Below are 15,799 nucleotides of genomic sequence, written 5' to 3'. Positions count from 1 at the left end.
AGCTCCCCATGGCCGGAAGCATCTTCCATCGCAAGCGCCGCAAGCTGAAGTCCGAGATCAACGTCGTGCCGTACATCGACGTGATGCTGGTGCTGCTGATCATCTTCATGGTGACCGCGCCGCTGCTGACGCTCAGCGTGGACGTCAAGCTGCCGTCGTCGAGCGCGAAGGCTGTCGAGACCCGCAACGAGCCCATCATCGTCATCGCCTATCCGGACGGCCGCTTCGGCCTGAAGCTGCCGGAAGCCAAGCAGCCTGAAGTGCTGGACGCTGCTGGACTGGAGGCCAAGGTCGCCGCGATCCGGGGCGAGCAGGGCAACGAGCTGCGCATCATGGTGGCGGCCGAAGGTTCGGCGCCCTACCAGAAGGTGCTGGATGCGATGGACGTGCTCCGTCGCGCCAAGGTCAGCAATGTCAGCCTGATGACCAACGCGGGTGGCAATGCACGCTGAAGTCGCCCCGCGCCATCCGGCCCAACGCGACGAAGGGCTGGGCAGGGCGGTCGCCTGGGCGGTCGGCCTGCACCTGCTGCTGGCCGTGCTGCTGATCGTGTCGCCGCTGCTGACCTGGGACCGCGATCGCCTCAATGCGGCCGGTGCGCCGACGATGGAGGCCACGCTGGACGCGTCTGCCGCCGACCAGCGCGCGGTCGAGCGCGCGCTGGACTTCACGCCTGCGCCGTTGCCCGAGCCCGTGGAGGAGCCGGCGCCGGAAGATACCGTGCCGCCGCCGCAGCCGATTCCCGAGCCGTCCCCGCAGGATGCGCCGGTCGAACGCCAGACCGAGGCGCAGGAGCGCATTCCCGTTCCCGATACGACCGAACAGGACGAGGCGAGGCTGGATGCGATCTCGCAGGAAAGGGCCCGTCAGGAGCAGGAAGCCAAGCGCCGCCAGGAACAGATCGACCTGACCGAACGCAAGCGCCAGGAGCAGGCCGAGCAGCAGCGCCGCCTGGCCGCGCAGCAGGAAGAGGACCGGCAGAAACGCGTCGCCGCCGAGGCGCAGCAGAAGGCCGAAGCCGACAAGAAGCGGTTGGAGGAAATCCGTCGGCAGCGTGCCCAGGCCGCCCGCGAGGCGCAGCTGGCCGAGCAGAAACTGCGCCAGCTGGCCGATGCGCGTGCGCGACAGGCGGCTGCGTCGGCCAACCAGTCGCAGTACGGCCAGCCCGCGGCCCCGGCCGGCAATGGCGGTACCGACGCGGACCTGCGGGGTCGCTATGCGGCGGCCATCCAGGAGGCGGTGTTGAGGCAGTGGACCCGTCCCGAGTCGGTGCCGGTCGGCACCCGCTGTCGGGTGGTGATCACCCAACTGCCGGGCGGCGAGGTGATGAGCGCGAAGGTCCAGCCCGGGTGCGCGATGGACGCGGCGGGCCAGGATTCGGTGGAGCGCGCGGTGCTGAAGGCCCAGCCGCTGCCGTACCGGGGCTACGAATCGGTGTTCGCGCGTACCCTGACGCTCAACTTCGAGGCCCGGGACCGCTGACTTCACGCGGCGTTTTCGCGATCCTCGTTCACAATTGTTAAAACGTTCACGCGGAGGCTGGTATCCCTGTGCCGCCCCGCCCAACCGCAGAGTTGCCGTGCCCATGATCAAACCGCTGCGCTGGTTCGCCCTCGTCCTCTTCACGCTCCTGCCCGCGCTGGCTTCCGCCCAGCAGCAGGGTCTGGAAATCGACATCATCGGCGGCAACGCCTCCGCCCTGCCCATCACCGTGGTGCCCATGCCCTACCAGGGCACGGCCGCTGCGCCGGCCACCGATGTGGCGGCGGTGGTGCGTGCCGACCTGGAGCGTTCCGGGGCCTTCCGGACCCTGCCGGTGGCCAGCATCACCGAGCGCCCGACGCGGGGCGGCGAGATCCAGTACCCCACCTGGCGCGCACTGCGTCAGGACTACCTGGTGGTCGGTCGCGTGGCCGATGCCGGCGACGGCAGCTACCGGGTGGAATACGAGCTGTTCGACGTGGCCAAGCAGGAGCGCATGCTTGGCCTGGCGATGACCGCCCGCGCCAGCGCCATGCGCGACGTGGCCCACCAGATGGCCGATGCCATCTACGAAAAGATCCTGGGCGTGCGTGGCGCCTTCTGGACCCGCATCGCCTACGTGACCGCGGCCGGCACCGGCAAGGCCACGCGCTATGCGCTGATGGTGGCCGATTCGGACGGCTACAACCCGCAGACCGTGGGGCGCTCGGCCGAGCCGCTGCTGTCGCCGTCGTGGAGCCCGGACGGCCGCCGGCTGGCCTACGTCAGCTTCGAAAGCGGCAACTCGGCCATCTATATCCAGGACATCTCCACCGGCGCGCGCGAGAAGGTGGCCAGCTTCCGCGGCATCAACGGCGCACCGTCGTTCTCGCCCGATGGCCGCCAGCTGGCGTTGACCCTGTCGCGCAGCGGGAATCCCGAGATCTACGTGATGGACCTGGGCAGCCGTTCGCTGCGCCAGCTGACCAACACCTCCGCCATCGACACAGAGCCGGTGTGGAGCGCGGACGGCGGCACCATCTACTTCACCTCCGACCGCGGCGGTCGCCCGCAGATCTACCGCGTTCCGGCGGCAGGCGGCAGCGCCAGCCGGGTGACGTTCGAGGGCACGTACAACGCCACCGCCACCGTGTCCTTCGATGGCAAGAAGATCGCCGTCGTGCAGGGCGCGGGCAACAACTACCGCATCGCCCTGATGGACAGCAGCCTGGGCAGCGCTCGCTGGTCGTCGCTGTCGCCGGGCTCGCTGGACGAATCCCCCAGCTTCGCCCCCAATGCCAGCATGGTGCTGTATGCCGCGCGTGAGGGCGGGCGGGGCGTGCTGTATGCCGTCTCGGCCGACGCGCGCGTACGCCAGCGTCTGGTCGTGGCCAATGCCGATGTGCGCGAGCCGGCGTGGTCGCCCTACCGGACCGCCCGTTAAGTTTATGTCTACAATGTAGTTTCGATCCCCCGTTCCCCATGACGCAAGGAATGACCATGAACAACACCACCCGTGTGCTGATGCTGTCCCTGATGTCCGTCGCCGTGCTGGCTGGCTGCAAGAAGGACGTCAAGTCGACGCCGCCCGCCGACACCACGACCACCGCGCCGACCACCCCGACCGCGCCCACCACCTCCGGTGTGTACGGCCCGAACGACCTGGATACCGACGCCTGCCTGCGCCAGCGCGTGGTGTACTTCGATCTGGACCAGGACGCCCTGAAGCCGGAGTTCCAGGCCATCATGGGCTGCCACGCCAAGTACCTGCGCGACCGTCCGTCCTCGCGCATCTCGCTGGAAGGCCACGCCGACGAGCGCGGCAGCCGCGAGTACAACCTGGGCCTGGGCGAGCGCCGCGGCAATGCCGTCAATTCGGCCCTGCAGGCTGCCGGCGGTTCGGCCAGCCAGCTGACCGTGGTCAGCTACGGCGAAGAGCGCCCGGTGTGCACCCAGTCCGATGAGTCCTGCTGGTCGCAGAACCGTCGCGTCGAGATCGTCTACACGGCGAAGTAAGCCGTCGTCGTCACGATGATCGCCAAGAAGTACATGCTGGTTCTTGCGGCGGCCCTGGTGGCCGCCGCTCCCGCCCATGCCCAGCGCGTGAGCCTGGCCGACCGCGTCGCGGCGCTGGAAGCCAAGGCCAACAACCCCCAGCAGAACCTCGACCTGCTCAACCGCATCACCCAGCAGGAAACGGAACTGCGCGAGCTGCGGGCCCAGCTGGAACAGCTGCAGAACGAGAACGAACAGCTCAAGCAGCGCAACCGCGACCAGTACCTGGATCTGGACGGCCGCCTCAACCGCCTGGAAGGCGGTGCCGCGCCGGTCACTCCCGCGCCTGCCGCGACGCCTCCGCTGAGCAGCACCCCGACATCCGCGCCGGCCACTGCGCCGGCGCCTGCCGTTGCCCCCGCCGCCACCGAGCGCCCGCCCAGCGTGCATGGCGACCTCGGCGCGATGTCCGCGGCCGGCGACGAACGCACCGCATACAACGTTGCATTCGACAAGCTGAAGGCCGGCGATTACGCCGACGCCGCACAGCTGTTCAGCAGCTTCCTGCAGCTGTATCCGTCGGGTGTCTACGCGCCCAACGCGCTGTATTGGCTGGGCGAGAGTTACTACGTCACCCAGAACTACGCGCTGGCGGCGGACCAGTTCCGCGCGCTGCTGGCCCAATATCCCACGCACGACAAGGCTGCCGGCGCCCTGCTGAAGCTGGGCTTGTGCGACTACGGGCAGGGCAAACTGCCCGAGGCCGAGCGCACGCTGGCCGAGGTCGTCGCGAAGTACCCCGGTACCGACGTCGCCCGCACGGCCGACGATCGCCTGCGCGCGATCCAGCTGGGTCGCCTGCGCTGAGCCGTTAGGGCAGGCCCGGGCGCTGCTGCGGGCTGCCGCACGGTCAGGGCGTATCATGCGCACCCCATGAACGACGCCGCCCGCCCCAGCGAGATCGTCCAGTCCCCGCTGGAACGCCTCAAGATCACCGAAATCTTCCTGTCCCTGCAGGGAGAGGCGAATGCCGTCGGCTGGCCCACCGTGTTCGTGCGCCTGACCGGCTGCCCCCTGCGTTGCCAGTACTGCGACACCGCCTACGCCTTCCACGGCGGGCAATGGCGGGAGATCGACGACATCGTGGCCGAAGTCGCGCGCCAGGGTGTGCGGCATGTCTGCGTGACCGGTGGCGAACCGCTGTCGCAGAAGCGCTGTCTTTCGCTGCTGCAGAAGCTGTGCGATGCGGGCTACGACGTCTCGCTGGAGACTTCCGGCGCCATCGACATCGCCGGCGTGGATCCGCGCGTCTCGCGCGTGGTCGACCTGAAGACGCCCGGCTCGAAGGAGATGGCCCGCAACCGGCTGGAGAACATTCCGCTACTCACTGCGCGCGACCAGGTGAAATTCGTCCTGTGCGGCCGCGGGGACTACGAATGGGCGCGCGAAATGGGGGCCGAGCACCGGCTGGCCGAGCGCTGCGACGTGCTGTTCTCGCCCAGCAAGAGCGAACTGGATCCACGCGACCTGGCGGACTGGATCGTCGCCGACCGCCTGCCGGTACGCTTCCAGATGCAACTGCACAAGCTGCTGTGGAACGACGAGCCGGGGCGTTAAGGGCGGGGATCGGGCATTCGGGATTCGTGATTCGTGAAGCCGACAGCACGCGCTTCCCACGAGCACCCACCGAGCGACCGGTCGCCACAACGTTCAAGCACATCCTATTCCGCCGTTGCCAATCCCGAATCCCCACTCCGAATCCCGCACATGAAAAACGCCGTCGTCCTACTTTCCGGAGGCATGGACTCCGCCGTCGTCGTCGCCATCGCCCGCGCGCAGGGCTTCGCCGTGCATGCGCTCAGCGTGCGCTACGGCCAGCGGCACACCTCCGAACTCGACGCCGCCGCGCGCGTGGCCCAGTCCCTGGGCGCCGTGGCGCACAAGACCGTGCACGTGGACCTGCGCAGCATCGGCGGCTCGGCGCTGACCGACGACATCGATGTGCCCGAGGCCGGCGGCCCCGGTATCCCGGTGACCTACGTGCCCGCGCGCAACACCATCATGCTGTCCGTCGCGCTGGGCTGGGCCGAGGTGCTGGGCGCCAGCGACATCTTCTGCGGCGTCAACGCGGTGGACTACTCTGGCTATCCGGATTGCCGGCCGGAATTCATCGAGGCGTTCGAGAAGCTCGCCAACCTCGCCACCAAGGCGGGGGTGGAAGGGGCTGGCCTGCGCATCCACGCGCCGCTGCTGCGCCTGAGCAAGGCCGACATCGTGCGCGAGGGGATGCGCCTGGGCGTCGATTTCTCGCAGACGGTGTCCTGCTACCAGGCCGACGACCAGGGCCGCGCCTGCAGGCACTGCGATGCCTGCCGCCTGCGCGCCGCCGGCTTCGCCGACGCGGGCGTGCCGGACCCCACGCACTACGCGTGAACCGGGCGGACTTCGCCCCCTCGCGGACGATGCGCTAGAATGCGCATCCCGGTGCAAGGCCGGGATGCGTTCCCGGGCCGTTAGCTCAGTCGGTAGAGCAGAAGACTTTTAATCTTTTGGTCGAAGGTTCGAATCCTTCACGGCCCACCACGCACATCCCGCCGCCGCGCCATCACCGCGCCGCTTTCGCATCGGCGCACGCAAGGGGGCGGCGTGACCACGGCAGCACGTGACTGGACGGCGCAGGCGATCCAGCGCATCGAAGCGGACTTCAACCGGTCCGCCGATACCCACCTCATCCCGTTGCCGATGCCCGGCTTTCCTGGCATCGATGTCTACCTGAAGGACGAGTCCAGCCATCCCACGGGCAGCCTGAAGCACAGGCTGGCGCGCTCGCTGTCCCTGTCCGCGCTGTCGAACGGATGGCTGCGCGAAGGCGCGCCTGTTATCGAGGCGTCCAGCGGCTCCACCGCCGTGTCCGAAGCCTACTTCGCGCGCCTGTTGGGCCTGCCGTTCATCGCCGTCATGCCGTCCTCGACCTCGCCGGACAAGATCGCCGCGATCCAGTTCCAGGGTGGCCGCTGCCATCTGGTCGAGGATCCGGGCGCGATCAATGCCGTGTCGCGGCAGCTCGCCTGCGAGACGGGCGGCCATTTCCTGGACCAGTTCACCTACGCCGAACGCGCCACCGACTGGCGGGCGAACAACAACATCGCCGAATCCATCTTCAAGCAGATGGACGCCGAACCGCACCCCATTCCCGACTGGATCGTGTGCAGCCCGGGCACCGGCGGCACCAGCGCCACCCTGGGGCGCTACGTCCGCTATCGCCGCCATCCCACCCGTGTGCTGTGCGCGGATCCGGAGCATTCGGTGTTCTTCGACCAGTACCGGGGTGCCTGCACCGGCTGCGAGGATACGGCGCTGACCTGCGGACGCGGGTCCGGCATCGAGGGGATCGGGCGTCCTCATTGCGAACCCAGTTTCATCCCCGCCTGTATCGACGCGATGGTGAAAGTCCCGGATGCGCTGAGCCTGGCCGCCATGCGTCACGTCAGCGCCGTGCTGGGCCGGCGCGTCGGCGGCTCCACCGGTACCAACTTCGTCGGCGTGCTGGCCGCGGCCGAACGCATGCGGTCCGCCGGCCGGTCCGGTTCCATCGTCAGCATCCTGTGCGACAGCGGTGAACGGTACGCGCACAGCTACTACAACCGGGACTGGTATCTGGAGCGCGGCATCCCCATCGTGGAAAGCGACGATGCCGTCGCGACCGCCGTCGCCGGACGCGGCCTGCCGCCGCTGGCGCAGGCCGACTGGCCCCTCTGAATTCCCTTCGCACCAGGTGTTCCCATGACCAACCCCCTGCTCGACTTCTCGGGCCTGCCGCGTTTCGACGAGATCCGTGCCGAGCACATCGCGCCGGCCATCGACCCCCTGCTGGCCGAAGCGGAAGCGGCGGTCGCCGCCGCCGAAGCGGTTTCGCCGGTGACCTGGGACACCTTCGTGGTGCCGCTGGACGACGCGACCGAGCGTCTTGCCCGGGCCTGGAACCAGGTGACCCACCTGGAGGCCGTGGTGAACACGCCCGCCCTGCGCGGCGCCTACAACGCGCAGTTGCCGAAGGTGACGCGTTTCTGGAGCGCGCTGGGACAGAACCTGGCGCTGTACCGCCAGTACCGCGCCCTGGCCGATGCGCCCGAGGCCGCGCACTACGACGACGCGCGACGCAAGGTGCTGGAGAACGCCTTGCGCGACTTCCGCCTGGGCGGCGCGGAGCTGCCGGACGCGCAGAAGGCGCGCTTCGCGGAGGTGAAGGAAGAACTCGCCGCCCTGTCGGCGAAGTTCTCGCAGAACGTGCTGGACGCCACCGACGAATACGAATTCTGGATCAAGGACAAGCAGCACCTCGGCGGCCTGCCCGCCGCCGTGGTGGCCGCCGCGCGCGCCGCCGCCAAGGCCGACGATGAGCCCGGCTGGAAGTTCACCCTGCAGATGCCGTGCTACCTGCCGGTGCAGGCCTACGCCGACGACCGCGCGCTGCGCGAGACGCTGTACCGGGCCAACGCGGTGCGCGCGTCGGAGCTGGGCGGCAACGAGGCGCTCGACAACTCCGCGCTGATCGACCGCATCCTGGCGCTGCGCATGGAGCTGGCCGGCATGCTCGGCTTCGACAGCTACGCCGCCTATTCGCTGGCCACCAAGATGGCCGACACGCCGGACGAGGTGCTGCGCTTCCTGCGCGACCTGGCCGCGCGCGCGAAGCCGCATGCGCAGCGCGACCGCGCCGAACTGGAAGCCTTCGCGCGCGAGCACCTGGGGCTGGACACCGTCGAAGCCTGGGACCTGGCCTACGCCAGCGAGAAGCTCAAGCAGGCGCGCTACAGCTTTTCGGCGCAGGAGGTGAAGCAGTATTTCACCGAGCCGGCGGTGCTGAAGGGCCTGTTCGGCGTGATCGGCGACCTGTACGGCCTGCGTGTGGAGCAGGATGCGGCGCCCACCTGGCATCCGGATGTGCGCTTCTACCGGCTGGTGGACGACCGGGGCACGCTGGTCGGCCAGTTCTACCTGGACCTGTACGCTCGCGAGGGCAAGCGGGGCGGCGCCTGGATGGACGACTGCCGCAACCGGCGCGACACCGCGCGGGGGACGCAGACGCCGATCGTGTACCTGGTGTGCAACTTCGGCAAAGGCGTGGACGGCAGGCCCGCGACCCTCAGCCACAACGATGTCACCACCCTGTTCCACGAGATGGGGCACGGCCTGCACCAACTGCTGACGCAGGTCGGTGAGCTGGGCGTGGCCGGCATCAACGGGGTGGAGTGGGATGCGGTGGAGCTGCCCAGCCAGTTCATGGAGAACTTCTGCTGGGAATGGGAGCGGGTACAGGCGATGACCGCGCACGTCGACACCGGCGAACCGTTGCCGCGCGCGCTGTTCGACAGGATGGTCGCGGCGAAGAATTTCCAGAGTGGGATGGCGACGGTCCGTCAGCTCGAGTTCGGGCTGTTCGACATGCAGCTGCACAGCGGTTTCGATGCGACCGACGACAGCGTGCTGGCGCTGCTGGACCGGGTGCGCGCCGAAGTGGCGGTGAACGTGCCGCCGGACTGGAACCGCTTCCCGCACCAGTTCAGCCACATCTTCGCCGGCGGTTACGGGGCAGGCTATTACAGCTACAAGTGGGCCGAGGTGCTCAGTGCCGACGCCTACGCGGCGTTCGAGGAAGCGCCGGGCGAGGTCGCGGCTACCGGGGCACGCTTCCGCCACGAAATCCTGGCGCGGGGAGGCAGCCGTCCCGCCGGTGAGAACTTCCGCGCCTTCCGCGGTCGTGCGCCGCGCATCGACGCCCTGCTGCGGCACTCCGGCATGGCGGGCTGAGGCGGGTGGTCCCGGGAGGACGCCGAGGCCCTCCCTGGCGGGGTTTGACCCTGACTGTAAACGTTTTCATAATGCCGTCTCCGTAACACCCGCGTTCCCGGGAGGATCGCCTACATGCCGCATCAGCGAAGGATCGAGCGCCTGATCGCCGCCATGACGCTGGAGGAAAAGATCGGTCAGCTCGGCGCTTTTGCCGATGCGCTGCGGCCGTTCGCCTTCGAGGTCAACCCGGAGACCTTCGCCCGCGATGCCGAGCAGGTGCGCGAGCAGATCCGCAGCGGCCGCGTCGGCGCGCTGTTCAACGGCGTGGGCGCGGCCGAGGGCCGCGAGGCGCAGCGGATCGCGGTGGAGGAGAGCCGCCTGGGCATCCCGCTGCTGCTGGGCGCCGACGTGATCCACGGCATGCGCACGGTGTTCCCGATCCCGCTGGGCGAAGCCGCCAGTTTCGAACCCGACCTGGCCGAGCGCACCGCGCGGGCCACCGCGAAGGAAGCGACTGCGGCCGGCATCCACTGGACGTTCGCGCCGATGTTGGATGTCGCGCGCGACCAACGCTGGGGCCGCGTGGCCGAAACCTCCGGCGAGGACGTGTACCTGTCCTGCGAGTTCGCCGCCGCCCGCGTGCGCGGCTTCCAGGGCGGGGACCTGACCGCGCCCGATTCGCTGCTGACCACGCCCAAGCACTTCGCCGCCTATGGCGCGATTTCCGCCGGCCTGGACTACAACTTCGTGGACATGGCGCCGCAGACCCTGCGCGACGTGCACCTGCCGCCGTTCAAGGCCGCCCTGGATGCCGGCGCACTGACGCTGATGAGTTCGTTCAACGACATCAACGGCGTGCCCGCGTCCGCCAACCGCGAACTGCTGACCGACATCCTGCGCGGCGAGTGGAAGTTCGAGGGCTTCGTTGTCTCCGATTACACGTCCGACCTGGAACTGGTCGCCCACGGCTATGCGGCCGATGAGGCCGATGCGGCGCAGAAGGCCCTGTCGGCCGGCCTGGACATGAGCCTGCAGAGCGGCGTGTACGCCAACCACGTGGCCGCGCTGGTGGAGCAGGGCAGGCTGTCGATGGCCGAGGTCGACGAGGCGGTGCGCCGCGTGCTGCACGGGAAGGCGGCGGCCGGCCTGGTCGACGACCCCTACCGCTGCCTGGACGCCGCGCGCGAGGCGGACCAGTCGCACATTCCTGCGCACGACGCGCTGGCGCGCGACGGCGCGCGCCGGTCCATCGTCCTGCTGAAGAACGACGGCGACGTGCTGCCGCTGAAGAAGAGCGGCCAGCGTATTGCGCTGATCGGGCCGTTCGCGCAGGACACCGCCCATCTCGGTGGCTGCTGGAACATCTTCGGCGATGCCTCGCGCATGGTCGATCTGGAGACCGGTCTGCGCGCCGCGCTGGACGATCCGTCCGCACTGGTCGTCGTGCCGGGTAGCGGCATCGAGGACGCCGTCGAAGGTGGCATCGAGGCCGCGGTGGCGGCCGCACGCGCGGCCGATGTCGTGCTGCTGGCGCTGGGCGAACCGCACGACTTCTCCGGCGAAGCGCAGTCGCGTACGCAGATCGTGATCCCCGCAGCACAGCAGGCATTGGCCGAGGCCGTCGCCGCAACCGGCACGCCCGTCGTGGTGGTGCTGCGCAACGGCCGTGCGCTGGCGCTGGAAGGCGCGGTGCGCGATGCGCAGGCGCTGTTGGTGACGTGGTTCCTCGGCACGCAGACCGGGCCGGCGGTGGCCGATGTGGTATTCGGCGACTACAACCCCTCGGCGCGGCTGCCGGTGAGCTTCCCGCAGGATGCCGGCCAGCAGCCGTACTTCTACAACCATCCCGCCACCGGCCGTCCCAACGTGCCGGGCACGCCGCGCTTCTTCCAGACACGCTGGCGTGAGGTGCCGCATGCGGCGCTGTATCCGTTCGGCCATGGGCTGACGTACACGCGGTTCGAGTACGGCCTGCCGCAGCTCAGCGCCGTCCGGCTGGGCTGGGACGACACGCTGACGGTCCGCACGCGCATCACCAACGCCGATGCGCGCGATGGCGAAGAAGTGGTGCAGCTTTACGTGCGCGATCGCATCGCCAGCCGGGTGCGGCCGGTCCGCGAGCTGAAGCGGTTCCGCAAGGTCGCCCTGGCCGCCGGACAGTCGCTGGATGTCGAATTCACCCTGACGCGTGCCGACCTCGCCTTCCATGGCGTCGACAACCAGTTGGCGGCAGAGCCTGGCCTGTTCGACCTGTGGGTCGCGCCTTCGGCCACGGCGGGCGAGGCGGTGCAGTTCGAGCTGCTCGCGTCCTGACGCGGCATGTCGGTCCCTGAGGCCTTCCACGGCCGTGCGGGCGCGGACCGCCCCGGCGCGCGCGAACGCATCGCCACCCGTCTCGCCTTCTTCATCGCCGGCTTCGCGGTATCGGCCTGGGCGCCGTTGATTCCGTTCGCCAAGCGCAAGCTCGCGCTGGACGATGCGCAACTGGGCCTGATGCTGCTCTGCCTGGGCGTCGGTTCCGTGCTGATGATGCCGCTGGCCGGCGGACTGGCCGCGCGCTTCGGCTGCCGGCGCACGATCCTCGTGGCCGGGGCCATGGTCGTCCTGTGCATGCCGGCGTTGATGCTCGCGCCCACGATGCTGGTGCTGGCGGCGGCGTTGGCCGTGTTTGGCGCCAGCCTGGGCGTACTGGACGTGGTGATGAACCTGCAGGCAGTGATCGTCGAGCGCGCCAGCGGGCGCGCCATGATGTCCGGGTTCCACGGCATGTACAGCGTCGGCGGCATCGCCGGCGCCGGCGGCGTGGCGGGTGCGCTGGCATGGGGTGCGTCGCCGCTGGTCGCGATCACCGGTACGGCCGTGCTGGCGGCGCTGCTGCTGGCCGCGGCGCGGAGTGGCTTGCTGGCGCAGGGCGGCGAAGGCGATCATCCGGCGTTCGTGCTGCCGCGCGGCCGCGTGCTGCTGCTGGGCGCGGTGTGCTTCGCGATGTTCCTGTCCGAAGGCGCCGTGCTGGACTGGAGCGCGGTCTTCCTCAGCACCGTGCGTCATGCCGACCCCGCAACCGCAGGCTTCGGCTATGTGGCCTTCGCGGTGACGATGACGCTCGGTCGCCTGAGCGGCGACCGCATCGTGCAGGCATGGGGCGCGTTCCGGGTGGTCGTCTGCGGGGCGCTCGTCGCTGCGTCGGGTTTCGCTGTGGCCATCCTGTGTACGTCGCCGATGGCAGGACTGGCAGGCTTCGCGCTGGTCGGTGCGGGCGCCGCGAACGTGGTGCCGGTGATGTTCTCCGCGGCGGGACGGCAGCACGACAGGCCCACGCACCTGGCGGGGGCCGCCGTCACCACGATGGGTTACGCGGGCGTGTTGCTGGGGCCTGCGGCGCTGGGTTTCGTCGCCAAGGCGACCTCGCTGCCGATGGCGTTCGGCCTGCTCGTCGCGTTGCTGCTGTGCGTGGCCGGCGCTGCGCGCCAGGCCACGCGCAGCTGACGGCGGATCAGGGGCGCGGCGCGGCCCGCATCATCGGTCCGGGGCCATGACCGGGGCCGTAGTTAAAGCCGGGCCCATCGGAACGACCGACATGGATGTCGAGGTTGAACGTACGCGGTTTGCCTTCGTCGTTGTACGTGGTCTTGCACAGGTTGAGGTTGGCCGCGTTGTAGGTGCTGCGGCCGTATCCCTTGCTGTAGCCGATGCCGGTGGTGATGCTGCCGCTCACGCCATCGCCGTCGTCATCGCCGTACCAGGCGCAGGGGTCGACAGGCACTTCGGCGCGCGGTCCCTTCGGTTTTGCCTGCTGGCGGTCGCCGTACCACGTGCCGGGGGCGGCGTTGGCGTAGGCACGGGCGCTGGGCAGGGCCAGATCCAGAGCCTCGGCGTTCGACTGGGCCAAGGCGGGCGTTGCTGTCAGCAAGGCGAGCAGAGCGAACGGCAACGTCTTCATGCTGGATTCCTGGAAGCGGCGCGCCGGGCGGGCACCTGCAGGGAACGCTAACAGCCGGGAATTGAATGCCGGCTGATGCGGACGCCTTCGCGGCCGAACTCAGCCGACCGCACCCAGGGCTTCCAGCACGCGCTCGCCGTAGCGCGCCAGCTTCGCGCCACCGATGCCGCCCACACGCGCCAGGTCGTCCAGCGTGGCGGGCTGCTGCTCGGCGATGGTGCGCAGCGTGCTGTCGTGGAAGATGACGTAGGCCGGCACGTTCTGCTCGCGCGCCAGCTGCGCGCGCAGGTCGCGCAGGGCCTGGAAGCGGGGCAGGTCGGCGGCCTCGACGGCCACGCCGCTGCGAGGGCTGCGGTCGCGTTCGCGCCGCTCGCGCTGTTCCTTGCGCAGCTGCAGGCGTCGCTCGCCACGCAGCACCGCGCGGCTGCCTTCGGTCAGCCGCAGGCTGCCGAACTCGGCCTCCACTTCCAGCAGGCCGCAGGCCACCAGCTGCCGGAACACGCTGCGCCAGGTGGTGGCGTCCAGGTCCTTGCCGATGCCGTAGGTAGTCAGGTGGTCGTGGCCGCACTGGCGGATACGTTCGCTCTCGCTGCCGCGCAACACGTCGATCACATGGTTCACGCCGAAGCGCTGACCGCTGCGGTACACGCAGCTCAGGGCCTTCTGCGCGGCCTCGGTGGCGTCCCAGGTCTCGGCGGGGCTCAGGCAGTTGTCGCAGTTGCCGCAGTCGTGCGGGTATACCTCGCCGAAACCGGCCAGCAGCACCTGCCGCCGGCACTGGGTGGATTCGCAGTAGCCGAGCAATTGGTCCAGCTTGCGCCGCTCCAGGCGCTTGCGTTCTTCCCCCGCCTCGGACTGCTCGATCATCTGCTTGAGCAGCACCACATCGCCCAGCCCGTAGCACAGCCATGCTTCGGCGGCCTCGCCATCGCGGCCGGCGCGGCCGGTTTCCTGATAGTAGCCTTCCATCGACTTGGGCAGGTCCACGTGCGCCACGAAGCGCACGTCGGGCTTGTCGATGCCCATGCCGAAGGCGATGGTGGCCACCATGACGATGCCGTCCTCGCGCAGAAAGCGCCGCTGGTGGTGCGCACGCACTTCGGCATCCAGGCCGGCGTGGTAGGGCAGGGCATTGAAGCCCTGCTCGGCCAGGTAATCGGCGAACTGCTCCACCCGCTTGCGTGACAGGCAGTAGACGATGCCTGCCTCGCCCCGGTGCTTGCGAAGGAAGTCCCTCAGTTGGTGGCGGGCGTTGTCCTTTTGCACCACGGTGTAGCGGATGTTGGGGCGGTCGAACGAGCTGACGAACTTCTGCGCGGCCACCAGGTTCAGCCGCTCGGCGATCTCGCGCTGGGTGGGCGGGTCCGCGGTGGCGGTCAGCGCGATGCGCGGCACGTCGGGCCAGCGCTCGTGGAGCAGGGCCAGTTCCAGGTATTCGCGGCGGAAGTCGTGGCCCCAGGCCGAGACGCCGTGCGCCTCGTCGATGGCGAACAGGGCGATCCGGCTGCGGTCCAGCAGCGACAGGAAGCGCCCCGTCAGCAGCCGCTCCGGCGCCACGTACAGCAGGTCCAGATCGCCCCGCAGGAGGGCCTGCTCCACCTGGGCGGCTTCGTCGGCGGCCAGGGAGGAATTCAGGAAAGCGGCGCGCACACCCAGCTGTCGCAGGGCGTCCACCTGGTCCTGCATCAGCGCGATCAGGGGGGAAACCACGATGCCGGTACCCTCGCGCAGCAGTGCGGGCACCTGGTAGCCCAACGACTTGCCGGCGCCCGTGGGCATCAGCACGAGGGCATCGTGGCCCGCGGCGAGGTGTTCGACGATGGCCTGCTGGTGGCCGCGGAAGGCGCTGTAACCGAAGACGCGCTGGAGGGTTTCGAGGGCGGGGGACGACATGGGGACAAGGATAACGCGCGGACGGGTGCTGGCCTGGTCGGTGGGCACAGGGGGGTATCGGAAAACCCTTTGACTGGGGGTAGGAGTTCATCCTGGCGCGAGCGGCGGGTGGAAGCCCCTCTCGCTGCGGCGATCGAAGGATGTCCCGGTGGGAGAGAGGGGTTGGGAGAGGGGCAACGAAGACACTGTCCCACCAGGCGTGGGTTTGGCACCACATCCACGATGGCATTTGTTTCATGGCCTTGCGGGATGGACTTTGTTTATTGGATACATGGCGCCGCTCGCCGCGGGGGCCTCCCTTGACCAGCCATTCGGCTGTTGAGAAGCGCCTCTTTGCTTGTGCAAAGAAAGGAGCAAAGAAACACACCCCAGGCGGCACGCCCTGCGCTTCGCTCCGGGTCCGCGAGCGGGCCGGGAATTTCCGTATGGCACATCCCTGTGCCATACGGAAACGCCGTCATCCATGATGGCGCCCTGCGGGTTTTGCCCGGCCCGCTCGCCGTGCCTCATGGGGGGCCGAAGAGCAACGGCGGCGGCGTGCACGCCGGATCTCTCCGTGCGGGCTTTTGGGGTCCCTGAGGTCCGGCAGTCCCGGCGGGGAAAACCCGCAGGGCGGCGCACAAGGATGTGGGGCGGTTTCGGCCGGGGCAGGGGGCCCCGGCCGGAAGATCCCGCCGGGACGGCGCGCACGCGGGCTAGAGGGGAGAGGCGGGCCAT

The 15,799-nt window shown here is 69.3% G+C and carries 13 protein-coding genes and 1 tRNA gene; 12 read left to right on the top strand and 2 right to left on the bottom strand.

Annotated features, from left to right (window positions below):
• Positions 1 to 8 precede the first annotated feature (8 nt).
• From CSC76_RS15190 to CSC76_RS15135, 12 genes are all read left to right on the top strand, one after another.
• Positions 9 to 452 carry an ExbD/TolR family protein gene (locus tag CSC76_RS15190; protein ID WP_162110840.1) on the top strand — a complete coding sequence of 148 codons (444 nt, stop codon included), beginning with the start codon at positions 9 to 11 and terminating at the stop codon, positions 450 to 452.
• Entirely contained in the window at positions 442 to 1,482 is a 1,041-nt protein-coding gene (tolA, locus tag CSC76_RS15185; protein WP_162110839.1) for a cell envelope integrity protein TolA, read from the top strand. The genes CSC76_RS15190 and tolA overlap by 11 nt, the downstream gene beginning before the upstream one ends.
• A 103-nt stretch (positions 1,483 to 1,585) precedes the next feature.
• Positions 1,586 to 2,905: a Tol-Pal system beta propeller repeat protein TolB gene (tolB, locus tag CSC76_RS15180; protein WP_162110854.1), complete on the top strand. Its 1,320-nt coding sequence runs from the start codon at positions 1,586 to 1,588 to the stop codon at positions 2,903 to 2,905.
• Positions 2,906 to 2,961: 56 nt separating this feature from the next.
• Positions 2,962 to 3,477, top strand: coding sequence for a peptidoglycan-associated lipoprotein Pal (gene pal / locus CSC76_RS15175; RefSeq protein WP_162110838.1), 516 nt, complete (start codon positions 2,962 to 2,964; stop codon positions 3,475 to 3,477).
• Positions 3,478 to 3,492: 15 nt separating this feature from the next.
• Positions 3,493 to 4,323, top strand: coding sequence for a tol-pal system protein YbgF (ybgF, locus tag CSC76_RS15170; protein WP_162110837.1), 831 nt, complete (start codon positions 3,493 to 3,495; stop codon positions 4,321 to 4,323).
• A gap of 66 nt (positions 4,324 to 4,389) precedes the next feature.
• Positions 4,390 to 5,073 (top strand): 7-carboxy-7-deazaguanine synthase QueE, encoded by a 684-nt coding sequence (queE, locus tag CSC76_RS15165; protein ID WP_162110836.1) that lies wholly within the window; start codon positions 4,390 to 4,392, stop codon positions 5,071 to 5,073.
• Positions 5,074 to 5,223: 150 nt separating this feature from the next.
• Complete coding sequence (gene queC / locus CSC76_RS15160) at positions 5,224 to 5,889, top strand: 7-cyano-7-deazaguanine synthase QueC (protein WP_162110835.1); 666 nt, start codon at positions 5,224 to 5,226, stop codon at positions 5,887 to 5,889.
• 74 nt (positions 5,890 to 5,963) lie between these two features.
• Positions 5,964 to 6,039: transfer RNA gene (locus CSC76_RS15155), tRNA-Lys, on the top strand.
• Between the two features lie 63 nt (positions 6,040 to 6,102).
• Positions 6,103 to 7,215: a PLP-dependent cysteine synthase family protein gene (locus CSC76_RS15150; RefSeq protein ID WP_238395003.1), complete on the top strand. Its 1,113-nt coding sequence runs from the start codon at positions 6,103 to 6,105 to the stop codon at positions 7,213 to 7,215.
• A 24-nt stretch (positions 7,216 to 7,239) separates the two neighbouring features.
• Positions 7,240 to 9,267, top strand: a complete 2,028-nt coding sequence (locus CSC76_RS15145) for a M3 family metallopeptidase (protein ID WP_162110834.1) — start codon at positions 7,240 to 7,242, stop codon at positions 9,265 to 9,267.
• A 114-nt stretch (positions 9,268 to 9,381) separates the two neighbouring features.
• Positions 9,382 to 11,562: a glycoside hydrolase family 3 N-terminal domain-containing protein gene (locus CSC76_RS15140; protein WP_162110833.1), complete on the top strand. Its 2,181-nt coding sequence runs from the start codon at positions 9,382 to 9,384 to the stop codon at positions 11,560 to 11,562.
• 6 nt (positions 11,563 to 11,568) lie between these two features.
• Positions 11,569 to 12,735 (top strand): MFS transporter, encoded by a 1,167-nt coding sequence (locus tag CSC76_RS15135; protein WP_162110832.1) that lies wholly within the window; start codon positions 11,569 to 11,571, stop codon positions 12,733 to 12,735.
• Between the two features lie 7 nt (positions 12,736 to 12,742).
• On the opposite strand, the gene CSC76_RS15130 is transcribed toward CSC76_RS15135, so the two are convergent.
• Entirely contained in the window at positions 12,743 to 13,189 is a 447-nt protein-coding gene (locus tag CSC76_RS15130; protein WP_162110831.1) for a hypothetical protein, read from the bottom strand.
• A 99-nt stretch (positions 13,190 to 13,288) separates the two neighbouring features.
• Entirely contained in the window at positions 13,289 to 15,082 is a 1,794-nt protein-coding gene (gene recQ / locus CSC76_RS15125) for a DNA helicase RecQ (RefSeq protein ID WP_162110830.1), read from the bottom strand.
• Positions 15,083 to 15,799 lie beyond the last annotated feature (717 nt).

This window comes from Pseudoxanthomonas mexicana, assembly GCF_010093385.1.
In the GTDB taxonomy this organism is placed as follows: Bacteria; Pseudomonadota; Gammaproteobacteria; order Xanthomonadales; family Xanthomonadaceae; genus Pseudoxanthomonas_A; species Pseudoxanthomonas_A mexicana.
The sequence above is the reverse complement of the archived record's forward strand: the minus strand, read 5'-3'. Positions and strand labels throughout refer to the sequence as shown.

What these genes read in the sequence shown, in the direction of transcription:
- CSC76_RS15190 (WP_162110840.1), top strand. Translation starts at nt 9, where the DNA reads ATGGCCGGAAGCATCTTCCATCGCAAGCGCCGCAAGCTGAAGTCCGAG.
- tolA (WP_162110839.1), top strand. Translation starts at nt 442, where the DNA reads ATGCACGCTGAAGTCGCCCCGCGCCATCCGGCCCAACGCGACGAAGGG.
- tolB (WP_162110854.1), top strand. Translation starts at nt 1,586, where the DNA reads ATGATCAAACCGCTGCGCTGGTTCGCCCTCGTCCTCTTCACGCTCCTG.
- pal (WP_162110838.1), top strand. Translation starts at nt 2,962, where the DNA reads ATGAACAACACCACCCGTGTGCTGATGCTGTCCCTGATGTCCGTCGCC.
- ybgF (WP_162110837.1), top strand. Translation starts at nt 3,493, where the DNA reads ATGATCGCCAAGAAGTACATGCTGGTTCTTGCGGCGGCCCTGGTGGCC.
- queE (WP_162110836.1), top strand. Translation starts at nt 4,390, where the DNA reads ATGAACGACGCCGCCCGCCCCAGCGAGATCGTCCAGTCCCCGCTGGAA.
- queC (WP_162110835.1), top strand. Translation starts at nt 5,224, where the DNA reads ATGAAAAACGCCGTCGTCCTACTTTCCGGAGGCATGGACTCCGCCGTC.
- CSC76_RS15145 (WP_162110834.1), top strand. Translation starts at nt 7,240, where the DNA reads ATGACCAACCCCCTGCTCGACTTCTCGGGCCTGCCGCGTTTCGACGAG.
- CSC76_RS15140 (WP_162110833.1), top strand. Translation starts at nt 9,382, where the DNA reads ATGCCGCATCAGCGAAGGATCGAGCGCCTGATCGCCGCCATGACGCTG.
- CSC76_RS15135 (WP_162110832.1), top strand. Translation starts at nt 11,569, where the DNA reads ATGTCGGTCCCTGAGGCCTTCCACGGCCGTGCGGGCGCGGACCGCCCC.
- CSC76_RS15130 (WP_162110831.1), bottom strand. Translation starts at nt 13,189, where the DNA reads ATGAAGACGTTGCCGTTCGCTCTGCTCGCCTTGCTGACAGCAACGCCC.
- recQ (WP_162110830.1), bottom strand. Translation starts at nt 15,082, where the DNA reads ATGTCGTCCCCCGCCCTCGAAACCCTCCAGCGCGTCTTCGGTTACAGC.